This is a genomic window from Flavobacterium fluviatile (assembly GCF_010645065.1).
In the GTDB taxonomy this organism is placed as follows: domain Bacteria; phylum Bacteroidota; class Bacteroidia; order Flavobacteriales; family Flavobacteriaceae; genus Flavobacterium; species Flavobacterium fluviatile.
Genome location: NZ_JAADZW010000026.1, coordinates 26,652 through 46,687, shown reverse-complemented (window position 1 = coordinate 46,687; position 20,036 = coordinate 26,652). Strand labels below are relative to the sequence as shown.

Sequence of the window (20,036 nt, the reverse complement as noted above, 5' to 3'; positions counted from 1 at the left end):
TATATTTGAAAAAAGGCTCCGATTATAAAAACCGAAGCCTAAACTTTTCAACTTACACACTTTTTGGGATAGTGTCATTTTAAATAAAAAGAGGCGTTCAGCCTCTTTTTTATTGGATTAGATTTAATCGTTATTTTTTCTGTATTCTCTCATTTTGTCCTTTGCCTTATCTTTGTTTTCCTCCTGGATTTTTTTCCATTTGGTGTATTGCTCGGCAGTTAGAATTCCTTTCATTTTAGCATCGTTTGCATCTGCTTCTGCTGTCATTTCTTTTTTGAAAGCTTCTCTCTGTTCAGCGGTTAGTTTGGTGCCTTTTTCTCTTTGCTCTTTTCTGGCTTCTTTTAATTTTTCTGCTTTTGCACTTCTTTCAGCAATTAACTGCTTTACTTGTTCCTGCTGTTTTGCATCTAAAGTCAGGTCAGAGGTTAATTTTTTAAGTTGTTTTTCATTACGCTGTTCCGGAGTCATTCTTTCTCTTTGTTCACGGGCTGGTCTCTGATCCATTTCACCGCCATCTCCATCTTGTGCGAAACTTGCTATTCCAACGAATAGTAAAGCCGCAATAAATAATTTTTTCATGAGTTGTTTTTTTATTGGTTATTGCAATTAGACTTTAGAGGATTCAATAGGTTTAATCTGATAGTCAGAATTGTAATTGTTTAACAAAAAATATAGAAAAAAAGGTTCGTATTAAATATAAATTCATGGGTGATCTTTCCCAGTCCAGAATAAACTACGTATTTAAATAAGTATAAACCTATTTTAGGAAGTAGCTTTTTGTTTTTAAATATTCTAAATTAGTAACATTATCACATTTTTAAGCATTATTGTGTTTGAAAAACATACTTAGGTATTTTTACTTAGTTTTTCTTTATTTACTTTTACTCCCGAAGAAATCTTTCTTTTTTACTTAAAAATAGAAAATATAAATATAAGTATGTATTTAATATGATCAAGGATGAAAAACAGGACTTTTAATACTAAAGCATTACTCATTGCCACATTACTTTCAATACTAATGATCGTATTGGTTTTTTATGGTTCAAGGAAACTGCAGAATTTTGATGCTGCACTGATTACCTATCTTTTCGGGACTGTTTTTGCTTTTTTCGGTATTGTGTATCGCTATACTGTATGGCTGCAAAGACCTCCAACGTGGATCTATTTTAAAAGAGGGATTACTTTTTTATTCACCGGAAAAGTATTCTCTCATTTTTGGTTTGCATCCAAAGAAACTATTGAAAATATAGCTTTTCAGAAGTTTATTTATCCAAGAGGAAAATACCGCTGGATGGCGCATTTTATGATTGCAATAGGCTGTACGTCTGCTTTTCTAATTACTATTCCGCTTACGTTTGGATGGATTCACTTTACAATGGCTCCTAATTCTATTTCGGTTTATGAAGCTCATTTTTTTGGTTTCAAAGTGATGGATTTCGAACTGGATTCTATCATGGCATTCCTGACTTTTCATGCTTTGAACTGGTCTTCTTATCTCGTGATTTTTGGTTCCGTGTATTATTTAAGAAGACGATTGACGAATCCCGGATTAATTGCTACCCAGACTTTTGAGGGAGATTTACTGCCGCTTATTTTATTGATTGCTATTTCAGTTACGGGATTGGGACTGACCTATTCGTATCAGTTTATGAAGGGTTTTGCTTTTGACTTTTTGGCGGTTCTTCATGCTGTCACGGTAATTATGTTTTTGATCTGGATTCCGTTCGGGAAGTTTTTTCACATTATTCAGCGTCCCGCACAAATTGGTGCTCATATCTATAATAAAGAAGGAAGGAAGAAAGGAATGGCTGTTTGTCCACACACTGGCGAAGAGTTTGCAACAAAACTGCACATTGACGATCTTAAAATAGTAACCAAAGAATTAGGTTTCGATTTTACTTATGAAGACGGGACTTCACACCTTGATTTAAGTCCTGAAGGAAAAAGATCCCGATTGGCTCAGGCTCATTTAAGGGCAAGGCAGGATGGTGGAAATTTATTTGGATAATTTTTTAAAGAAAAAATAAAAAACATGGCAAAATTACCTGTTTCAGAAGAAAATATTGTTTCACTCTTTGGACCTCATAAAAATTATAGTCCAAAGGAAGGTTATGAAGGAAGGGACGAACCGGATGAGCTGGTCAAAACCCACTGTTGTTTTTGCGGAATGCAATGCGGAATCCAATTGTCTGTAAAAGAAAATAAAGTGGTTGGTTTTGAACCCTGGATGGAATTTCCTTTCAACGAAGGAAGACTTTGTCCAAAAGGGGTACAGCGTTATTTGCAGAACAATCATCCTGACAGGCTTTTGAGTCCGTTAAAAAGAGTAGAAGGGCAGGGATTTGTACCCACTTCCTGGGATGATGCAATGGAGAAAACGGTTTCAGAAATACAACGTATTCAGGAAAAATATGGTAACGATGCTTTTTCGATGCTTTCTGGAGTTTCATTGACTAATGAAAAAAGTTATTTGGTAGGCAAATTTGCCAGAGTCGCTTTAAAAACAAAAAACCTGGATTATAATGGACGTTTGTGCATGGTAAGCGCGGGAGCCGGAAATAAAAAAGCCTTTGGTCTGGACAGAGGTTCCAATAACTATTCTGATCTTGAATATGCTGAGGTAATTATTGTGGCCGGAGCAAATATAAGCGAAACGTTTCCAACCCTGACACACTGGATCTGGAAAGCGAGGGACAGAGGAGCAAAATTAATTGTTGTTGATCCAAGGATAATCCCGTTGGCGAGAACTGCCGATATTCATTTGGATGTGCGTCCGGGAACCGATTCGGCTTTGTATGGTGCGATGCTGAAATATCTGGCAGACCATGATTTGCTGGATCATGATTTTATTAACAATCATACTTCGGGATTTCAGGAAACTTTAGAGGCTGTAAAAGACAATACACTCGAGTGGGCAGAAGAAATTACCGGAATCAAAAAAGAAAAAATTCAACAGGCAGCCGAGTTATGGGGGAAAGCCAATACGAGTTTCCTGCTTCATGCCCGTGGAATCGAACATCATTCAAAAGGAGTGGATAATGTTTTGGGATGTATCAATCTGGTTTTAGCAACAGGAAGAATCGGTAAACCCTATTGTGGTTATGCAACCATCACAGGACAAGGAAACGGACAAGGAGGAAGAGAGCACGGTCACAAATGTGATCAGTTGCCGGGAAACAGAGATATTGAAAATCCGGAACACCGTAAATATATTTCTGATGTTTGGGGGATTAATGAGAAAGACTTACCCGGAAAAGGTTTATCTGCTTACGAAATTATAGAAGCCATTCACAGAAGAGAAATCAAAGGTCTGCTGTCTATTTGTTTCAATCCACTGGTTTCGTTGCCGAACAGTAATTATGTTCGTGAAGCTTTAGAAAAATTAGAGTTTTACGTTTGTATAGATTTTTTCTTAAACGAAACAGCGCGTCATGCCGATATTGTTTTAGCAGGTTCTTTGCAGGAAGAAGAAGAAGGAACAACAACTTCTGCTGAAGGAAGAGTAATCCGAATTCGTCAGGCAGTTACCCCTCCGGGTGATGCCAGAACAGATACTTCTATTATTTTGGAAATTGCAAAACGTTTGGGTGTGAAAGACAAATTTACCTATGAAAATAGTGAAGCGATTTTTAATGAATTGCGTGTTGCATCAAAAGGAGGAACAGCCGATTATTACGGAATTACCTATCAAAGAGTGGAAGATGAAATGGGAGTCTTTTGGCCTTGTCCAACGATAGGACATCCGGGAACACCACGTTTGTGGGAAGACAGAAAATTCAAAACACCAGATGGCAAAGCTCATTTTAATCCCGCCCCATATAAACTTCCGGGTGAAGTAACTGACGAAGACTATCCCGTAATTTTAACAACGGGACGTGTAGTTTCTCAATATTTGAGTGGAACGCAAACCCGAAGAATAGGAAAATTAGTCGATCAGTTTCCGGAACCTTTGGTAGAAATCCATCCAAATATGGCGAAACAATACGGAATTAAACAAAGAGAATTAGTCCGTGTTTCAACCAGAAGGGGAGAAGGAATTTTTCCGGCTAATATTGTGGAAACCATCAGAGAAGATACTGTTTTTATTCCGTACCACTGGCCAGGAAAAAAATCGGCAAATCAACTGACACCGGGAACACTGGATCCGATTTCCAAAATACCCGAATTCAAGGTTTGTGCATGCCATTTGGAACCTCTTAATGAAATTGCGCCAACTGCAAGTGAATCAAAAGCCTACGCCAGTATTTAACTAAAAAAACAAATTAATGAATTATACCAGTTTCAATACAAACGAAGAATTTTTTATAGACATGCAGCGCTGTATTGGCTGTAAAGCTTGTGAATTGGCCTGTGCAGAGTGCGAAACTAACGGTCAGGAATCCATGATACACGTTAATTATGTAGATCGGGCTGCTACCGTACAAACAACAGTACAGGTGTGTATGCATTGCGAAGATCCTGTCTGTGCGAATGTCTGTCCGGCAGATGCAATATCTCAGGACGAATTCGGAATCGTTCATACGGCCAATACCGAAAGATGTATCGGATGTTCCAATTGTGTGATGGCCTGTCCTTTTGGTGTGCCTAAAAAGGAAGAAAATTACGATTTGATGATGAAATGTACCATGTGTTACGACAGAACCAGCGTGGGCAAAAAACCGATGTGTGCAACTGTTTGTCCAAGTGGTGCTTTGTTTTTTGGTACGAAAGAGGAAATTCAGGAAATGCGCCCTAACAGTACTCCGGTAAACAGTTTCATATTCGGAAAAGAAACAGTCAATACTAAAGTAAACATTATGATGCCTAAAGGAAGTACAGAACTGATAATTTACTAAAGAATACACTCATGTCGAAAGAAGATAATCTAAATAAAAACTGGAAAAAAGACTTTCCGATCGAGAAACAGCTGGCAACCAGCGTAAGCCGGCGTGATTTCGCAAAATTCCTTACCCTGGTTTCCGGCGGATTAATGGTAGGAAGTGGTTTAGTTGCGGCAAAAGCTTATATATACCCAAAAGAACAAGTCGAAGGCGATCATTTTGTGTGTAAAAAAGACGAAGTCCCTGTGGGAGGAACGCGTGCTTTTGTAATCGAAGGCAGTACGATTCCGTATATATTAATTCATTTGGAGAATGGTGATTTTAAGGCGTATGAACAGAAATGTACGCATCTTTCCTGCTCTGTTTTTTACAAACCCGGAACCGGAATCATTCATTGTCCCTGCCATGAAGGCTCTTTTGATGCCAAAACAGGCGATGTTCTTGCAGGTCCGCCACCAAGAGCTTTACCAGGTCTGGATGTGTTTTTCAAAGGCAATGATGTTTATGTAAAAGCTGCCGTTCAGGAAAAAAATCCGGCATAAATCATTAAAATAGATCAATTATGAGTAATTTTAGAAGAAGTCAGAACCAATCCAATCCGAACAAGCTGAATGCAATTCTTTCGTCATTAATTTTTATTTTAATTTTGAATGTAAGTATTCAGATTTGGCTGTTGTATGCAGCTTTGAACAATGCTTTAGATAACAATAAAGAAATCCTTATTCCTGCCTTTGTGGCTTCTTTAATATTGTTTTTGATTGGTTTTAGCTGGCTGTATTATTTACCGAAAGGAAATTTTAAGAAATAACAGATAGTTAATCAAAATTTTAAAACAATAATTATGAGCTTAAATTCTATTTACAACCCAAAAAAGATTGCTTTTTTCTCTACCCAGCCGTATGACAAAACTTTCTTCAATAAATACAATACTGAGTTTAATTATGAGTTGGATTATTTTGAAACACAGCTGAATCCGCAAACGGTAATTTTGATCGAAAACGCTGAAATTGTCTGCGTTTTTGTAAATGATATTGTCAATGAAGAAGTCATCAGGCAGCTGGCAGAAAAAAATGTAAAAATTATTGCTCTGCGTTGTGCAGGTTTTAATAACGTAGATTTAGAAGCAGCAAAAAAATACAATATAAAAGTCTGTCGTGTTCCGGCTTATTCCCCTCAGGCAGTTGCCGAACACGCCATGGCAATGATTTTAACCTTAAACCGAAAAACACATAAAGCCTACAACAGAGTTCGTGAACAGAATTTTTCCTTAAACGGTTTATTGGGTTTTGATTTATTCGGAAAAACAATCGGAATCATCGGAACCGGAAATATAGGGAAAGCTTTCGCTAAAATTGCCTTGGGTTTTGGGTGTAAAGTATTAGCGTATGATATTGTTGATAATGACGAAATGATCAAAAACGGTGTTTCTTTTGTAGGTTTAGAAGATATTTTTAAAACAAGTGATATCATTTCGCTGCATTGTCCGCTGAATGATCAGACCAGGCATGTCATCAATAAAGACTCTATTGCTTTAATGAAAGAACATGTAATGATTATCAACACCAGCCGTGGCGGATTAATCGAAACTGCCTGTGTAATTCAGGGGTTGAAAGAAGGAAAAATCGGTTATCTCGGAATCGATGTTTACGAACAGGAAGAAAAACTGTTTTTCAAAGATTTATCAGAAGATATTATTCAGGACGATGCAATCCAGCGTTTAATGAGTTTTCCGAATGTTTTGGTTACGGCACATCAGGCATTTTTTACCAATGAAGCTTTGACGCAAATTGCGTTGGTCACTTTTAATAATATAAAATCGCTTCTAGCGCATAATGATATCGAAAATAAAGCTGCGTTATTAGTTTAACCCGATGGGTGAAATTATTTCTTTTCCAATTCTATCCCATCAGCTTGATATAAATCTGTCTAAATCTGTTTTAATTTGTGTAAATCTGCGTGAAAAATTAATACGCAAAAGTATTTCACGCAGATTTTAAAGGATTTTCGCAGATCAAATTAGATTTAATGCTTGAATGAAGCTATTTTGTTCAATTTCACCCAACGAGTCAGTTCAGATTTAAATACGTTTTCAGACCCCGACAAGTTTTAAAAGCCTGTCGGGTTTATTTTTGTCGAATATTTTTTGTAATTTAATTCATTATAAGAATTTAAATAGCAGATCATGAAACGCATAATTTTAATGCTAATCGGAATTTCAATATTATATTCCTGTCAAAACAAAGACCAGAAAAAAAATATCATTAAAACGATTGTTCAGGACACTTTGTCTAAAACACTAGGCGGTACAGCTGATGTAAGTGATGCTCCGTCAAAAGACGAAGCAGTCGAATTGATTCGCAAGCAATTGCAGGTTTTATTAAAAAAAGATCTTCCGGCAATGACAAAAGAAGACCGCTACTTTTACTACGAAGCTTTCGATTTGAACAATGACCAAAAAGACGAATATTTGGTAGGCTTTTCCAATTCCTATTTCTGCGGAAGCGGAGGCTGTTCAGGTTATATTTTAAACAATGACGGAAGCCTGATGAATTCTTTTACCGTAACCGATTTCCCGATTTATGTCACCACAACTCCAACTGAAAAGGTTTACGATTTAATCATGGAAAGCGGCGGAAAGTTTCATCATGTAAAATTCAGCAATGGAAAATATCCTTCAAATCCATCTATTGAGCCGGAACATAAAGGCGATTTTCCGAAAGAAAGTTCAAAGGTTTTGGATATTGAAGGGAAGAAACTGGAGAGTTATTCGTTTTAGAAATTTTTTATTTTGATAGCCATTCTAAATCTTCTTTGTCTAAATCTTCCTGAGAAATAACCCTGCCACATTTTATATCTTCTTCACTTTCTTTGAGCATGTCTAATTCGTATTGCTCAAATTGATAAACATCAGAAGTATCTACATTTTTGAGAAGATTTTTAATTTTTTCCAACAAACTTACATCTTCAATATTTTTGAGTTTGTCAAATATTTCTAATTTTAATTCTAAAGTGCTCATAATGATATGATTTAATAAATCAAAGTTATATAAATTTAATCAAAAACCCGACAAGTTTAAAACTTGTCGGGTTTGATATTATTAACCGTTGGAATTTGGCGATCCTTAAGGAACAGGCGAAGCAATTTATAAACTTTGGAATTTACCCCACCAACTCCACAAACTTAAACTCACCCTCAACAGCAACCTTAGTCAAACCGTGTTTAGATAAATTCTTCATAGACGCATCCCATTTTTTACCGCTTAAATTCGCCGTAATTTTTAATTGCTGAAGATCCATTTTATTTTCATTTTTGGTAAGCAAGTCAATAATGAATTTCTCCTCATCAGAGAGTTCAATCTGAGCTTGTTTTTTCTCAGGACGCATTTGCGGGAACAATAAAACTTCCTGAATAGAAGCGTTATTTGTCAAATACATAATCAAACGATCCATTCCAATTCCCATTCCGGAGGTTGGAGGCATACCGTACTCAAGCGCTCTTAAGAAATCTTCGTCGATAATTCCGTTGGCTTCATCATCCCCTTTTTCAGAAAGACGCATCTGGTCTTCAAAACGCTCTCTTTGGTCAATTGGGTCATTTAATTCAGAATAAGCATTTGCGATTTCTTTACCGCAAACCATTAATTCAAAACGCTCCGTCAAATCCGGATTATCTCTGTGCTCTTTACAAAGCGGCGACATTTCTTTTGGATAATCTGTAATGAAAGTTGGCTGAATATAATTTCCTTCACATTTTGCTCCAAAAATCTCATCAATCAGTTTTCCTTTACCCATTGTTTCGTCAACCTCGATTCCCATTCCGCGTGCTGCTTCAAACAATTCCTGTTCTGTTTTACCGGAAATATCAAAACCAGTAAAATGTTTGATAGAATCGGTCATGGTAACACGGGCGTAAGGCGCTTTAAAGTTGATGGTGTGCTCGCCAAAAGTAACTTCGCTGGTTCCGTTTACAGCAATTGCACAATGCTCCAGTAAACCTTCTGCAAATTCCATCATCCAGTTGTAGTCTTTGTAAGCTACATATATTTCCATTGCAGTAAATTCTGGATTATGCGTTCTGTCCATACCTTCGTTACGGAAGTTTTTCGAAAACTCATAAACACCTTCAAATCCACCAACAATTAATCTTTTCAAATACAATTCGTTCGCAATACGCATGTAAAGCGGAATATCAAGCGAATTATGATGCGTAATAAACGGACGCGCCGCTGCACCACCCGCAATAGGCTGTAAAACCGGAGTTTCAACTTCAAGGTATCCCGCATCGTTAAAATAACCACGCATCGCACTAAATAATTTTGTACGCTTAAGAAAAGTTTCTTTAACCTGCGGATTTACTGTTAAATCCACATAACGCATTCTGTAACGTAACTCAGCATCGTTAAATGCATCGTACACGTTTCCTTCTTCGTCAACTTTTGGCAACGGAAGCGGACGCAGCGTTTTACTCAGGAAAGTAAAACCAGTTGCACGAATACATTGTGCACCAACCTGAGTCGTAAACAATTCACCTTCAATACCAATAAAATCTCCCAAATCGGTTAACTTTTTGAAAACCTGATTGTACAACGTTTTATCGTCACCCTCACACAAAATATCACGGTTTACGTACAATTGGATACGTCCTTCGCTGTCCTGCAATTCAGCAAAACAAGCTTTACCCTGATCACGAACACTCATCAAACGTCCCGCAACAACCACCTTCTTACCCTCTTCGAAAGTTTCCTTTATCTGCTTCGAAGTATGATTTACAGGAAAAAGATTAGCCGGATAAGGATTGATTCCTAAGTTGCGTAAGTTTTGAAGTTTTTCTCTTCTGATGATTTCTTGTTCTGATAATGCCATTTTGTGCTCTGTTTTTTAAGTGTGCAAAGATAGTTTTTAAGTCGCAAAGTTGCAAAGTCATCAAGTCTAAAGTTTTAGAAAAGAGCAATGTTTTTTATCAGAAGCAGAAAAATCGTTTTTAAATTATCTTTTGTCCCGCTATCCGTTATAATCTTTTATGCCGAACCCCGGCATAAAAGGATTTTCACTTCTATCGGGTCTATATTACAATAGTTCGTTTTATAATACAATAATCAAAAGTAAACCCAATTCACGTATATTTGTTTGAATAACTTTTAAACCAACACGTACGATGAAGTTATTATTTCTTTTACTGATTTTCGCTTCTGTTGTTTTTTCGCAAAATCAAATCCAAATAGTTGAAAAAGACGAAAATTCAATTTTAGTTAAAGGAACAATTAGTGGTAGTGCGATAACCTTATTTCTTGAAAATAAAAAAATTACAGATTGTGATATGTATGATAATTACATTGATGGCTGGTACTATTATGACAAGTATAAAATCAAAATTTATCTAACGGGTTTTTCGAATAAATGCGATATAAAACTGTTTAACTACGGTAAAAACCATTCGGCTGCACAAAAATCTGTGTATATAATAAATACAAGTTCTTCAAAAATTGACAGTCTGTATGAAAACTCAAAATATGAAGAATAACTGACTTTTAATCGTTGTGCCACGACCAAAGCAACACTTTAACTGGAATTTTCGATTTTAAAAATAAAAAACCTAAAATTATAATTCATTCAAACAATATTGCTATTGGTCAACATCATGAATATGTAAAACTGCCAAATGGCACTCAAATTGACTTGGTTAAGCTTTTTTCTGGTTACGGAGGTAATACTTTTTATAGTTCGTATCATGATGAAAATGAAAGTCGAGTAATTTATTCCTTTCGTGGTATTTCTAATCATAATTATTGTGGAAGGTGTGGTGCAAGTAATGGAGAAATAGGATTTAGAATAATCTATTTCGACAAAAGCTGGAAAATAAAAAGCAAAGAAGAATTTAAAACGGAAAGTTGTCTGGAAGGTTTATACCATTCAAAATTCAAAAAGCTATCCAGCAACTTATTTAAATACACGATTAAGGATAGTGATGATGTATTATTTGAACATTGATAAGGAAAAAGCTAAAATAAACAGATCGGAATAAAGTAAGGTCTGCTTAATGCGGGGTTTTATTTGTTTCTAATTAAACCTTTCCTAGCAACGGCTAGTCCAATTATGAAATAACCTTAATAATAAATGATTTCAAAACAGGAATCTTTTTCAGAACTTTATGCTCAATATAAAACCCTCGTGTATAACGTGGCTCTGAGTTATGTTCAGAACATTGAAGATGCCGAAGAAATTACCCAAGATGTTTTTGTAAAACTTTTTCAAAGCATCGATACTTTCAAACAAGAATCCAGCTTAAAAACCTGGATTTACCGTATGACCATCAATAAAAGTTTGGATTTTTTAAAACATAAAAAAAGCCAAAAGCGTTTCTTTATTTTCGGAAAGCGTTCGGAAGACGAATATGAAATCCAAAATACGTCTAATTTTGAGCATCCCGGCATTTTATTGGAAAATAAAGAGAAATCTAAAATACTCTTTGAAGTCATCAATCAGTTGAATGAAAATCAAAAAACGGCTTTTATCTTGTCTAAAATAGATGGGTTAAGTAATCCTGAAATAGCGACGATTATGGAGCTTAGTGTTTCCTCGATAGAATCGCTTCTTTTTAGAGCAAAAGAGAATCTCAAGAAAAAATTAGGAAATAAATTTGAAGAATACCACAAGAAAAAATAAAAAATAGCGTCTAAATACTATGGAAAAGGAAAATTGGATAAACGAAATTATAGACAGTACAGATCAAATCGTTAAAGTACTACCTAGTGACGGATTGTATGCCAGAATTCAGTCCCAAATGAATGCGCAAAATACCATTGAAACTAAATGGATAGGGCTCGCGGCCGCTTCCTTATTGTTATTGTTAGGCCTTAATGTCAAGGTCGTTATAAACGAATTGGAAGTGGAAAAAAATAGACAAGAAAAAGCTTTAGTTGCCCTAATCGCTGATACAAACTCATTTTACAAATAAGAATTATGAATAAGATAAAAGTATTAAGCTATGCTGTTATTATACTCGTTATTCTAAATTTGAGTATCATCTTTTTTTTTATGATTATGAAACCAAGAGAGTCAAGAGGTCTTCGCAATGGCCCGCGTGTGATGATTATGGAAAGACTCCATTTTGATGAACAGCAACGGAAAGAATTTCATGTCATAATAGAAGAGCACAAGGATAAAATTAATGTTGTGGAAGACGAAATCCAACACACCAAAGAAAATCTCTATTTACAGCTAAGTCAATCAGAAGTAGATTTAAAAGTAAAAGACAGTTTGATTAGCGTTTTGGGCGATTTGCAACAACAAATTGAATTGGCAAGATTTGAACACTTTAAGCAAATCAGAAAAATTTGTAATACGCCCGAACAAAGAGGAGATTTCAAGGATTTAATGATTGAATTGGCTGAAAAAATTCCACAGCAAAACCTCCATCCAAAAAAAAATTAGTAAAACCGCGCATGAATTAAATAAAACTTTCGTCTAAAGGAATATAAACAAATTAAAAATTATGAAAAAGTCACTCTTTTTGCTTATTCCTACTTTATGTGTCGTTTTATTTTTTGCTTGTAGTAATTCTGATGAGGATTCCTCAGGACCTGACTCACCAGATGTTTCAAATGCAGTACCTGAGGTATATAAAAAAATATATGGAGCATCGAGCATCACTTCAGATGGAACTTATATAACTATAAAAACCAATGGTCAGCCAGACCACAAAAGTGTCTATTATCCCACAACGAATGCTAAATATGAAAGTTTCAGCGGCACTACTTTTGGCGGCACTACTTTTCGTAAAAATCCGAATACGATAGGTTTAAATTTAGCCTATACCTATAAAATTCCATTACATCCTGTTGCAGCCACTACACATGCTTCTACACCATTAGGCGCCATGGGAGTTGCTGTAAACGGTGTGCCGTTTTTTAATCAATATGCAGGCCCTAATCAGCCTTTGACAAATGAAATTACATCATTCGATCAATATTGGGGACATCCGCAAGCCACTGGAATGTACCATTATCACGTTGAACCTTCTTATTTGACTCAAACCAAAGGCAAAGAAGCCTTGATGGGGTTTCTATTGGATGGCTTCGCTGTGTATGGTCCGGAAGAAAACGGAGCTGCCGTTACTGGCTTAGATATTTATCATGGACATACTGGTGTAACCACCGATTATCCAAACGGGATTTATCATTATCATATAACCAATACCGATCCTTATATTAATGGGAACGGATTTTATGGCACCCCAGGAACCGTTTCTAATTAGTTTCTTTACTTTTTTCACCGCGAAGACACAAAAGGTTATGCCATTAAGCCAAGAGAAAAAACATCTAGTTTTGTCATTTCGACGATGGAGAAATCATATAAGAAAAGCTTAAATTAATAATATTGAACGATGATATTGGACATAAGGACGCAAAGTTTTAAAAGTTATGGATTTGCTTTGTAAATGCTTGTCGGTTGTGATTCAAAACAGAAATCAAATGGATTTAAAAGAAGATTTTTTTAAAAAAATAACCTTTCCTTTTTTTGTATGCTTGTTCATTATAAGTTGTAATCAAAGCCCAAATGAAGTACCCAAAAGACTCGCTCAAAAAATACCTTCGATTTACAAACTAGCTACTGATGAAGGTTTTTATTTTAAACAAGACACCCTGCTGTTTAATAACGAAAAATTTTCGGGTAAACAATACGTCTTGTATCCCTCAAAAGATACTGCCTTTGTAAAATCCTATTTAAAGGGTATGCTCGAAGGAATACAGAAGCAGTGGTATTCCAATGGAATCTTAGCCGAGGAACGCCTCTATGTTGCCAATAAAAAAGAAGGATTGCATAAAGGTTGGTGGGAAAACGGAAAACCTAAATATACCTATCCGTTTTATAATGACGAACTAGAAGGAGAAGTCAAAGAATGGTATGCGACGGGGCAATTGTTTAAGTGGTTTCATTACAAAAAAGGCTACGAAGAAGGAAGCGAGCGCTTGTGGTATGAAGATGGCAGTGTCCGTGCCAATTTTGTTATCAAAAACGGCAAGAAATACGGATTAATCGGAATTAAATTATGCAAGAATCCTTATGAAAATACAGATAAATTATAAAATTTTAGGCGTAATAACCTCAATTTTTTTATTAGGCTCCTGTGCTAATAAACAGCAAGAGGAAGAAGGCATGCCTTTTTACAACTCTGCTGAATTCACTCCTGAATGGATTAGTGCCGATAGTCCCAACTATGATAAAATCCATACGATTCCTGAATTTTCGTTTACGAATCAGGAAGGTGAACCGGTTACCGAAAAAACGGTGGAGGGCAAAATTTATGTAGCCAATTTTATGTTTACCAGTTGTGGTAGTATCTGCCCAAAAATGACTGATAACATGAAAATCCTACAAGATAAATTTGCGAATGATGCTGAGATGTTACTGCTCTCTCATTCGGTAACTCCCGAAAAAGATACTGTTGAAGTATTAAAAAATTATGCTAAAGAAAAAGGGTGTATTTCGGGCAAATGGCACTTATTAACAGGAGATAAAAACGCGATTTATACCATTGCCAAGAGGGAATACTTTGCCGGGGATTCCATAGGCTATTATGGCAAATTGAATGATTTTTTGCATACCGAAAATTTTATTTTGGTCGATGGTAAACGCCGTATTCGCGGTGTATATAATGGAACTCTGCCCATCGAAATGGACCGAATTATCGAAGATATTATTACGCTTAAAAAAGAAAAGTTACAAAAAAAACCATTATGATTTATCACAATTTATATAGTAAAAATTTAATTAGCACCGCTGCTTTCTTGTTTTTTTTAATGCTACTTTCTTGTAGCTCTACTAACGATAGTGTTGTTGAAGTGCCCACCACTCCCGAAGTGCCATCGGTTTCAAATACAGTGGGTTTAATTCGACACGAAGCGGGAACATTCGATGCGGGTTATGTTTTGTTTGCACCCATTGGGAGTACGACCACCTATTTAATTGATAAATGCGGCAAACAGGTAAAAACATGGCCTAGCAATTATCGACCAGGACAATCCTGCTATTTATTGCCAGATGGAAGTTTATTACGAACAGGAAATGCGAATAATGCGACATTTAATGCAGGCGGAAAAGGCGGAATTATTGAAAAAATAGACTGGAACGGCAACGTCACTTGGACCTATACACTTTCGGATGCACTGCAATGCCAGCATCATGATGTAAAAGCACTGCCTAACGGAAATATCCTAATCATCGCTTGGGAATCTAAAACGAATACCGAAGCCATTGCCCAAGGGCGAAATCCAAATTTGGTACCCGCTACCGTTTGGAGTGAGCAAATTATAGAAGTCAAACCAACGGGCATTTCGGGAGGAACAGTTGTGTGGGAATGGCATTTGTGGGATCATCTGGTTCAAGATTATGATGTGGCTAAATCCAATTATGGCACCATAGCTTCCTCGCCAAATTTGATTAATTTGAATTACAATGCGAGTGCCACTAATCAAGATTGGATTCATTTGAATTCAGTAGATTACAATGCGGCTTTAGACCAAATCTTAGTAAGTTCCCACTCTTTTAATGAAGTTTGGATTATTGACCATAGCACCACTACGGCTCAAGCAAAAGGACATACGGGTGGAAATTCTGGCAAAGGAGGGGATTTGATTTATCGCTGGGGAAATCCGTTGGCCTATAATACGGGAACGACAACCCAATTATTCGGGCAACACAACGCCTATTGGATTGAATCGGGATTTCCTTTTGAGAACCAAATTATGATTTTTAATAATGGAAACGGAAGAACCGGAGGTAATTATTCGACAATAGAAATTATCAAACCACCTGTGAGTGGATATAATTACACCCAAACTTTACCCTATGCTCCTGCGGCTACTTCATGGAATTATAACTATGGCAATCCGAATGCAATGTATGCACAAAACATTTCTGGTTCGCAGCAGCTGTCTAACGGCAATGTTCTTTTTTGTAATGGCCCTGCGGGAACATTTACTGAGGTAAATAGCTCTGGGACTATAGTTTGGCAGTATGTTAATCCAGTTTCTTCTTCGGGGATTTTAAAACAAAATGCGACCGTAGGACAAAATCTAGTTTTTAGAAGTACATTTTATCCTAAAACCTTCAGCGGTTTTTCGGGACATACTTTGACTTCGGGTAATATAATTGAAGATGTGAACTTAATTTCGGCCTCTTGTAAATAGACTGCTGCTCATAACATTCAATTATTTTACTTAAAAAAAACTCTTTTTAGTGTAATCATGCTGAAAAGTTGATTCATGGGTGGACTATTATATTAATTCAAAAATCTACATTGGTAAATACTAATCTTAAATCTATCCTTTGTAACTTTGCAATTCGAAATAACGAACAAAATAGGATCCCTCGCCACTCCTAGCCATGACAAAAATGAATAAGACCATTCAACTTCAAGATTTAGGAACTAAAGATTACAAAGAATCTTGGGAGTACCAAGAAGAATTATTCAAAGGAGTTGTCGATTTGAAAATTCAAAACAGGAGAGAGGAAACCGATTGGCCAACACCAAATTATTTATTATTTGTAGAGCATCCGCATGTTTACACTTTAGGGAAAAGTGGTGATCTTGAAAATTTATTATTAAGCGAAAAACAGCTCGAAGCCAAAGGTGCGACTTTCTATAAAATCAACCGTGGCGGCGATATTACCTATCATGGTCCCGGACAAATCGTGGGTTATCCTATTCTGGATCTGGAAAACTTCTTTACCGATATTCATAAATACCTGCGTTTTTTAGAAGAATCTATTATTCTGACTTTAGCAGAATACGGTTTAGAGTCAGGCAGAAGCGATGGAGAAACCGGCGTATGGCTTGATGTTGGAACTCCGTTTGCACGTAAAATCTGCGCAATGGGTGTTCGCGCATCCCGCTGGGTCACCATGCACGGATTTGCCTTAAACGTAAATGTCGATTTAGGGTATTTCGATAATATCATTCCGTGTGGAATTCGCGGAAAGGGAGTTACTTCTTTAAATGTAGAACTTGGTGTTGAAAAAGTTGATGAAGAAGAGGTGAAAGCCAAAATCATCAAACATCTTACTGAGTTATTCGAAGCCGAATTTGTTTAACAAAAGTAATTCAGGCATGGAAAATGAATGTAAAAAATCATTTTTAGATCAGCTAGGCCTTCCTGAAAAGGAATTAAAGGAGTTGGCAAATATATCAGAACATAGAATTATTCATAAAGGAAATTATTTTATCAGTGAAGGCCAGATTCCGCGTAAAATGGCTTTTGTGATCAAAGGTTTGTTTCGATATGTTTATACTCACGAAAACGGAAACGAATTCACGAAAAATATTATAAGCGAAAAGAATTTTATCAGTTCTTATTCGGCTATGATTTATAATACAGCATCTTATTTTTCTGTTGAAGCACTGGAAGATGCTGAAATTTTTGAGATTAATTATACAGATTGGTTAAACATAAAAGAAAGGAATCCGTTTTGGAATGCCTTTTTAGTTCACATTCTTGAAAAAGCCTTTTGTACTAAAGAAAAGCGCGAAAGAGAATTACTCCTTTTGGACGCAGAAAAACGATATGAAATTTTTGTAGCAGAATTTCCAAATATTGAAAATCGTGTTTCACAACAGATCATAGCTTCTTATTTAGGGATTCAGCCCGAGTCCCTAAGCAGGCTCAAAAGAAAACGCAAGAGTTAACATAGGTCAATGCAGGCCTTCAGACAGTAAACTATTTTTGATTCATAATTGTAAAAAACAAGTTATGAAAATCTTAAACAGTACTGTCATTATTACCGGTGGAAGTTCAGGTATTGGCTTCGAGATTTGCAGACAGCTTATAGAAAGCGGAAATAAAGTAATTACCTGTTCACGCTCTTTGGAGAAACTTACCGCTGCACAAAAAAAATTACCAAATCTTATTATTTACCAATGTGATATCGCTCACGAAACAGCATGTAAATCTTTCGCAGACTGGATTATAGAAAATCATCCTGATGCTAATGTTTTGATCAATAATGCCGCAATTGTAACGAGAAACAATTTTATTGAAGATGCCTTCGCTTTAGAAAATCTGAATAAAGAGATTTCCACAAATTTTATTGCCCCGCTTCGTCTCACTAAATTATTATATCCGGTATTAATTCAAAACAGCCATCCTAAAATCATAAATATAACAACAGGTTTGGTGTATGTGCCAAGAGCAGTTTATACTTTTTACAATTCGGCTAAAGCAGCATTGCATTCTTTTACACAGGTTTTGAGATATCAGCTTAAAGAGGAAAACATTCAGATCATAGAAGTACTATTTCCGGCTGTTGATACTCCATGGCACGATGGAAATCCTCCTAAAATAGCCATAACACCTGAAAAAGCAGTTTCTGAAATGCTAAAAGGAATTAGCAGAAATAAAACTGAAATCAGGATTTCGAAAGTCAAGCTCCTCTATTTTATTTACAGATTAACTCCCAAATTTGCTTTCAAAAAAATAAATAATGTGAACTGAAATATCGTTTTTTTGAAATAAGTTAGACCTGAAAGTAAATTACGGATTTGTTGCAATTCTTTTCTGTATTTGTGGTAAATTTGAGTTTATACATTCTGTACAAGTTTTATTAATCTAATGTGTCTGACTTATGAGAAAAATTTACTTTATCTGTTTCCTTTTTGTACTTAATGGTCTTTTGGCTCAAAAAAAGGACAAATTATATCCGGTTACGGTTTATGAAAAAGTATGGCAGGAGAAAAATAGCGATGCAAGATTAAAACTGATAAAAATAATATGGCTCGAAAATAGCACTTTTGAAGATCCTTCAGCGTCAATAAAAGGCATTGCCGCATTAAATAATGTTATCAGCGAATTTTACAAAAAATTCCCGGATGCTGTATTAACATCGGGACCCAAAACCGTAAAAGATAATTATGTAACCTGGGACTGGAAAATTCAGGATTCTAAAAATAAACCCATAATGTCAGGACGCGATTTCGCCCGGTTAAACGGAAAAGGTCAGGTAAGTAAAATTATAGGTTTTTGGGATAAGGATGTGGCTTTGTCAGAGGATGATGTTTTGAAAAATCTGGAAGCGGATAATTTTAAAGTCGTTTCAAAATATTTTGATTGCCTTTTTAAAACCAGCGATTTAACTACAATGCAGACTTTAATTCAAGAAAATGCAGTTTATAACCAGGCAGAAGGACTTCCATACGGCGGAACATATAAAGGTTATGATGAATGGACTAAAATGTTTGTAAAATCAAATGAATTCTTCGATAGGCAGATAGAAAAAGAACCGGTCTATTTTAGCGATGCAACCAAAAATGAAGTGATTATTTATTTTACCATAAAATGCAAATCAAAAAAATCCGGTAAGACACTTTCAATGCCAGTTTCCGAGCATTTTGATTTAAAAGACGGAAAAATTACTGCAATCAGGTCTTTTTATTTTGATACTAAACTATTTGCTGAGTTTTTGAAAAGTAAAAAATAAAATATTTTTTTAAATCCTTATTTTAATTATCTAGTTCTTTACCAAATTGTGTATTTTTGTTTAGTAAGAATTTTTCGAACATTTTTTTTAAAATATTTTCGGTTATTGCTGAAAATCAAGTTCATATAACTTTTCAAATTATGCAAAGTGTAATAGACGATTTATCTAAGTTTATTGAATTAAAAGAAGAAGAAAGTGAAGCTTTTAGAAAAATACTGAAATTTAAAAAGCTAAAAAAAAACGAGCACCTGTTAGTGGAAGGCCAGTTTTGCAATTTTGGTGTTTTTATTGAAAAAGGATGCATACGCCATTATTATTTAATTGACGGGGTAGAATCAACAGGTAATTTTTTCTTTGAAAATGGCTGGTATGCTGATTTTGAAAGTTATTTGTATGGAAAACCTTCGAGGTTGAATATCGAAGCCCTGGAAGATTGTGATCTTTTTTTGGCTTATAAAGAAGATTTTGACAAATTAGTAATCCAATATCCTGTTTTTAATGGTTTCTTGAGGGAAATGATGGAAAGGACCATAAAAGGATTAACCGGAAAAGGAATGTCCATGACGCTCTTGAGTCCCGAAGAGCGCTATCTGGCTTTAATTAAACACCGTCCTAAAGTAGTCGAAAGGGTATCTCTTAAGTACATTGCCAGTTATTTAGGCGTAAAGCCCGAAAGTTTAAGCCGGATCAGAACCCGGATAACATTAAACAGTAAATCTTAACGAAAGTCAATTTTTAAAAAAT

At 35.7% G+C, this 20,036-nt stretch carries 24 protein-coding genes; 21 read left to right on the top strand and 3 right to left on the bottom strand.

Features of this window, described 5'->3' with window-relative positions:
• Positions 1-123: 123 nt before the first annotated feature.
• Positions 124-579 (bottom strand): hypothetical protein, encoded by a 456-nt coding sequence (locus GXM17_RS18810; RefSeq protein ID WP_163401088.1) that lies wholly within the window; start codon positions 577-579, stop codon positions 124-126.
• 379 nt (positions 580-958) lie between these two features.
• On the opposite strand from GXM17_RS18810, the gene GXM17_RS18805 reads away from it, so the two are divergent.
• The 7 genes from GXM17_RS18805 to GXM17_RS18775 all read left to right on the top strand — a co-directional run bounded on the left by GXM17_RS18805 (position 959) and on the right by GXM17_RS18775 (position 7,596).
• A complete protein-coding gene (locus GXM17_RS18805; protein WP_163401087.1) occupies positions 959-2,008 on the top strand; it encodes an MFS transporter in 1,050 nt (349 codons plus the stop codon).
• 24 nt (positions 2,009-2,032) lie between these two features.
• The gene (locus GXM17_RS18800) at positions 2,033-4,249 is read left to right on the top strand and encodes a molybdopterin oxidoreductase family protein (RefSeq protein ID WP_163401086.1); all 2,217 of its coding nucleotides are present in this window, start codon (positions 2,033-2,035) and stop codon (positions 4,247-4,249) included.
• A 16-nt stretch (positions 4,250-4,265) separates the two neighbouring features.
• On the top strand, positions 4,266-4,835 hold the full coding sequence (locus GXM17_RS18795; protein WP_163401085.1) for a 4Fe-4S dicluster domain-containing protein: 570 nt from the start codon (positions 4,266-4,268) through the stop codon (positions 4,833-4,835).
• 11 nt (positions 4,836-4,846) lie between these two features.
• The gene (locus GXM17_RS18790; RefSeq protein WP_163401084.1) at positions 4,847-5,362 is read left to right on the top strand and encodes a Rieske (2Fe-2S) protein; all 516 of its coding nucleotides are present in this window, start codon (positions 4,847-4,849) and stop codon (positions 5,360-5,362) included.
• Between the two features lie 20 nt (positions 5,363-5,382).
• Positions 5,383-5,628 (top strand): DUF6755 family protein, encoded by a 246-nt coding sequence (locus GXM17_RS18785; RefSeq protein ID WP_163401083.1) that lies wholly within the window; start codon positions 5,383-5,385, stop codon positions 5,626-5,628.
• 33 nt (positions 5,629-5,661) lie between these two features.
• Entirely contained in the window at positions 5,662-6,687 is a 1,026-nt protein-coding gene (locus GXM17_RS18780) for a 2-hydroxyacid dehydrogenase (protein ID WP_163401082.1), read from the top strand.
• A 315-nt stretch (positions 6,688-7,002) separates the two neighbouring features.
• Positions 7,003-7,596: a hypothetical protein gene (locus GXM17_RS18775; protein ID WP_163401081.1), complete on the top strand. Its 594-nt coding sequence runs from the start codon at positions 7,003-7,005 to the stop codon at positions 7,594-7,596.
• Between the two features lie 7 nt (positions 7,597-7,603).
• Here the strand turns inward: GXM17_RS18775 and GXM17_RS18770 are convergent, their stop codons facing one another.
• Together GXM17_RS18770 and lysS are read right to left on the bottom strand one after the other, a co-directional pair.
• Positions 7,604-7,837 (bottom strand): hypothetical protein, encoded by a 234-nt coding sequence (locus GXM17_RS18770; RefSeq protein ID WP_163401080.1) that lies wholly within the window; start codon positions 7,835-7,837, stop codon positions 7,604-7,606.
• A gap of 142 nt (positions 7,838-7,979) precedes the next feature.
• Positions 7,980-9,683 (bottom strand): lysine--tRNA ligase, encoded by a 1,704-nt coding sequence (lysS, locus tag GXM17_RS18765; RefSeq protein WP_163401079.1) that lies wholly within the window; start codon positions 9,681-9,683, stop codon positions 7,980-7,982.
• Between the two features lie 292 nt (positions 9,684-9,975).
• Between lysS and GXM17_RS18760 the strand changes: the two genes are divergently transcribed.
• The 14 genes from GXM17_RS18760 (at position 9,976) to GXM17_RS18695 (ending at position 20,014) form a co-directional block, all read left to right on the top strand.
• Positions 9,976-10,341 (top strand): hypothetical protein, encoded by a 366-nt coding sequence (locus GXM17_RS18760; protein WP_163401078.1) that lies wholly within the window; start codon positions 9,976-9,978, stop codon positions 10,339-10,341.
• A 14-nt stretch (positions 10,342-10,355) separates the two neighbouring features.
• On the top strand, positions 10,356-10,808 hold the full coding sequence (locus GXM17_RS18755; protein ID WP_163401077.1) for a hypothetical protein: 453 nt from the start codon (positions 10,356-10,358) through the stop codon (positions 10,806-10,808).
• A gap of 126 nt (positions 10,809-10,934) precedes the next feature.
• Positions 10,935-11,483, top strand: a complete 549-nt coding sequence (locus GXM17_RS18750; protein WP_163401076.1) for an RNA polymerase sigma factor — start codon at positions 10,935-10,937, stop codon at positions 11,481-11,483.
• Between the two features lie 19 nt (positions 11,484-11,502).
• Complete coding sequence (locus GXM17_RS18745; RefSeq protein ID WP_163401075.1) at positions 11,503-11,775, top strand: hypothetical protein; 273 nt, start codon at positions 11,503-11,505, stop codon at positions 11,773-11,775.
• Between the two features lie 5 nt (positions 11,776-11,780).
• The gene (locus tag GXM17_RS18740) at positions 11,781-12,251 is read left to right on the top strand and encodes a Spy/CpxP family protein refolding chaperone (protein WP_163401074.1); all 471 of its coding nucleotides are present in this window, start codon (positions 11,781-11,783) and stop codon (positions 12,249-12,251) included.
• Positions 12,252-12,312: 61 nt separating this feature from the next.
• Positions 12,313-13,074, top strand: coding sequence for a YHYH protein (locus tag GXM17_RS18735; RefSeq protein ID WP_163401073.1), 762 nt, complete (start codon positions 12,313-12,315; stop codon positions 13,072-13,074).
• A gap of 217 nt (positions 13,075-13,291) precedes the next feature.
• Positions 13,292-13,906, top strand: coding sequence for a toxin-antitoxin system YwqK family antitoxin (locus GXM17_RS18730; RefSeq protein WP_163401072.1), 615 nt, complete (start codon positions 13,292-13,294; stop codon positions 13,904-13,906).
• Positions 13,884-14,561 (top strand): SCO family protein, encoded by a 678-nt coding sequence (locus GXM17_RS18725; protein WP_163401071.1) that lies wholly within the window; start codon positions 13,884-13,886, stop codon positions 14,559-14,561. Before GXM17_RS18730 ends, GXM17_RS18725 begins: the two co-directional genes overlap by 23 nt.
• Entirely contained in the window at positions 14,558-16,009 is a 1,452-nt protein-coding gene (locus tag GXM17_RS18720) for an aryl-sulfate sulfotransferase (RefSeq protein WP_163401070.1), read from the top strand. Before GXM17_RS18725 ends, GXM17_RS18720 begins: the two co-directional genes overlap by 4 nt.
• Positions 16,010-16,214: 205 nt before the next feature.
• On the top strand, positions 16,215-16,913 hold the full coding sequence (lipB, locus tag GXM17_RS18715) for a lipoyl(octanoyl) transferase LipB (RefSeq protein WP_163401069.1): 699 nt from the start codon (positions 16,215-16,217) through the stop codon (positions 16,911-16,913).
• Between the two features lie 16 nt (positions 16,914-16,929).
• A complete protein-coding gene (locus GXM17_RS18710; RefSeq protein ID WP_163401068.1) occupies positions 16,930-17,505 on the top strand; it encodes a Crp/Fnr family transcriptional regulator in 576 nt (191 codons plus the stop codon).
• A gap of 64 nt (positions 17,506-17,569) precedes the next feature.
• Positions 17,570-18,310, top strand: coding sequence for an SDR family oxidoreductase (locus GXM17_RS18705; RefSeq protein WP_163401067.1), 741 nt, complete (start codon positions 17,570-17,572; stop codon positions 18,308-18,310).
• Positions 18,311-18,440: 130 nt separating this feature from the next.
• Complete coding sequence (locus GXM17_RS18700; protein WP_163401066.1) at positions 18,441-19,292, top strand: nuclear transport factor 2 family protein; 852 nt, start codon at positions 18,441-18,443, stop codon at positions 19,290-19,292.
• A 140-nt stretch (positions 19,293-19,432) separates the two neighbouring features.
• Positions 19,433-20,014 (top strand): Crp/Fnr family transcriptional regulator, encoded by a 582-nt coding sequence (locus GXM17_RS18695; protein ID WP_208796464.1) that lies wholly within the window; start codon positions 19,433-19,435, stop codon positions 20,012-20,014.
• The last annotated feature ends 22 nt before the right edge of the window (positions 20,015-20,036 follow it).

Excerpts from the sequence above, each read along its gene's own strand:
- GXM17_RS18720 (WP_163401070.1), top strand. The coding sequence starts at position 14,558 with ATGATTTATCACAATTTATATAGTAAAAATTTAATTAGCACCGCTGCT.
- GXM17_RS18730 (WP_163401072.1), top strand. The coding sequence starts at position 13,292 with ATGGATTTAAAAGAAGATTTTTTTAAAAAAATAACCTTTCCTTTTTTT.
- GXM17_RS18770 (WP_163401080.1), bottom strand. The coding sequence starts at position 7,837 with ATGAGCACTTTAGAATTAAAATTAGAAATATTTGACAAACTCAAAAAT.
- GXM17_RS18710 (WP_163401068.1), top strand. The coding sequence starts at position 16,930 with ATGGAAAATGAATGTAAAAAATCATTTTTAGATCAGCTAGGCCTTCCT.
- GXM17_RS18760 (WP_163401078.1), top strand. The coding sequence starts at position 9,976 with ATGAAGTTATTATTTCTTTTACTGATTTTCGCTTCTGTTGTTTTTTCG.
- GXM17_RS18775 (WP_163401081.1), top strand. The coding sequence starts at position 7,003 with ATGAAACGCATAATTTTAATGCTAATCGGAATTTCAATATTATATTCC.
- GXM17_RS18705 (WP_163401067.1), top strand. The coding sequence starts at position 17,570 with ATGAAAATCTTAAACAGTACTGTCATTATTACCGGTGGAAGTTCAGGT.
- lysS (WP_163401079.1), bottom strand. The coding sequence starts at position 9,683 with ATGGCATTATCAGAACAAGAAATCATCAGAAGAGAAAAACTTCAAAAC.
- GXM17_RS18810 (WP_163401088.1), bottom strand. The coding sequence starts at position 579 with ATGAAAAAATTATTTATTGCGGCTTTACTATTCGTTGGAATAGCAAGT.
- GXM17_RS18695 (WP_208796464.1), top strand. The coding sequence starts at position 19,433 with ATGCAAAGTGTAATAGACGATTTATCTAAGTTTATTGAATTAAAAGAA.
- GXM17_RS18745 (WP_163401075.1), top strand. The coding sequence starts at position 11,503 with ATGGAAAAGGAAAATTGGATAAACGAAATTATAGACAGTACAGATCAA.
- GXM17_RS18795 (WP_163401085.1), top strand. The coding sequence starts at position 4,266 with ATGAATTATACCAGTTTCAATACAAACGAAGAATTTTTTATAGACATG.
- GXM17_RS18790 (WP_163401084.1), top strand. The coding sequence starts at position 4,847 with ATGTCGAAAGAAGATAATCTAAATAAAAACTGGAAAAAAGACTTTCCG.
- GXM17_RS18800 (WP_163401086.1), top strand. The coding sequence starts at position 2,033 with ATGGCAAAATTACCTGTTTCAGAAGAAAATATTGTTTCACTCTTTGGA.
- GXM17_RS18785 (WP_163401083.1), top strand. The coding sequence starts at position 5,383 with ATGAGTAATTTTAGAAGAAGTCAGAACCAATCCAATCCGAACAAGCTG.
- GXM17_RS18700 (WP_163401066.1), top strand. The coding sequence starts at position 18,441 with ATGAGAAAAATTTACTTTATCTGTTTCCTTTTTGTACTTAATGGTCTT.
- GXM17_RS18735 (WP_163401073.1), top strand. The coding sequence starts at position 12,313 with ATGAAAAAGTCACTCTTTTTGCTTATTCCTACTTTATGTGTCGTTTTA.
- GXM17_RS18750 (WP_163401076.1), top strand. The coding sequence starts at position 10,935 with ATGATTTCAAAACAGGAATCTTTTTCAGAACTTTATGCTCAATATAAA.
- GXM17_RS18725 (WP_163401071.1), top strand. The coding sequence starts at position 13,884 with ATGAAAATACAGATAAATTATAAAATTTTAGGCGTAATAACCTCAATT.
- GXM17_RS18740 (WP_163401074.1), top strand. The coding sequence starts at position 11,781 with ATGAATAAGATAAAAGTATTAAGCTATGCTGTTATTATACTCGTTATT.
- lipB (WP_163401069.1), top strand. The coding sequence starts at position 16,215 with ATGAATAAGACCATTCAACTTCAAGATTTAGGAACTAAAGATTACAAA.
- GXM17_RS18805 (WP_163401087.1), top strand. The coding sequence starts at position 959 with ATGAAAAACAGGACTTTTAATACTAAAGCATTACTCATTGCCACATTA.
- GXM17_RS18780 (WP_163401082.1), top strand. The coding sequence starts at position 5,662 with ATGAGCTTAAATTCTATTTACAACCCAAAAAAGATTGCTTTTTTCTCT.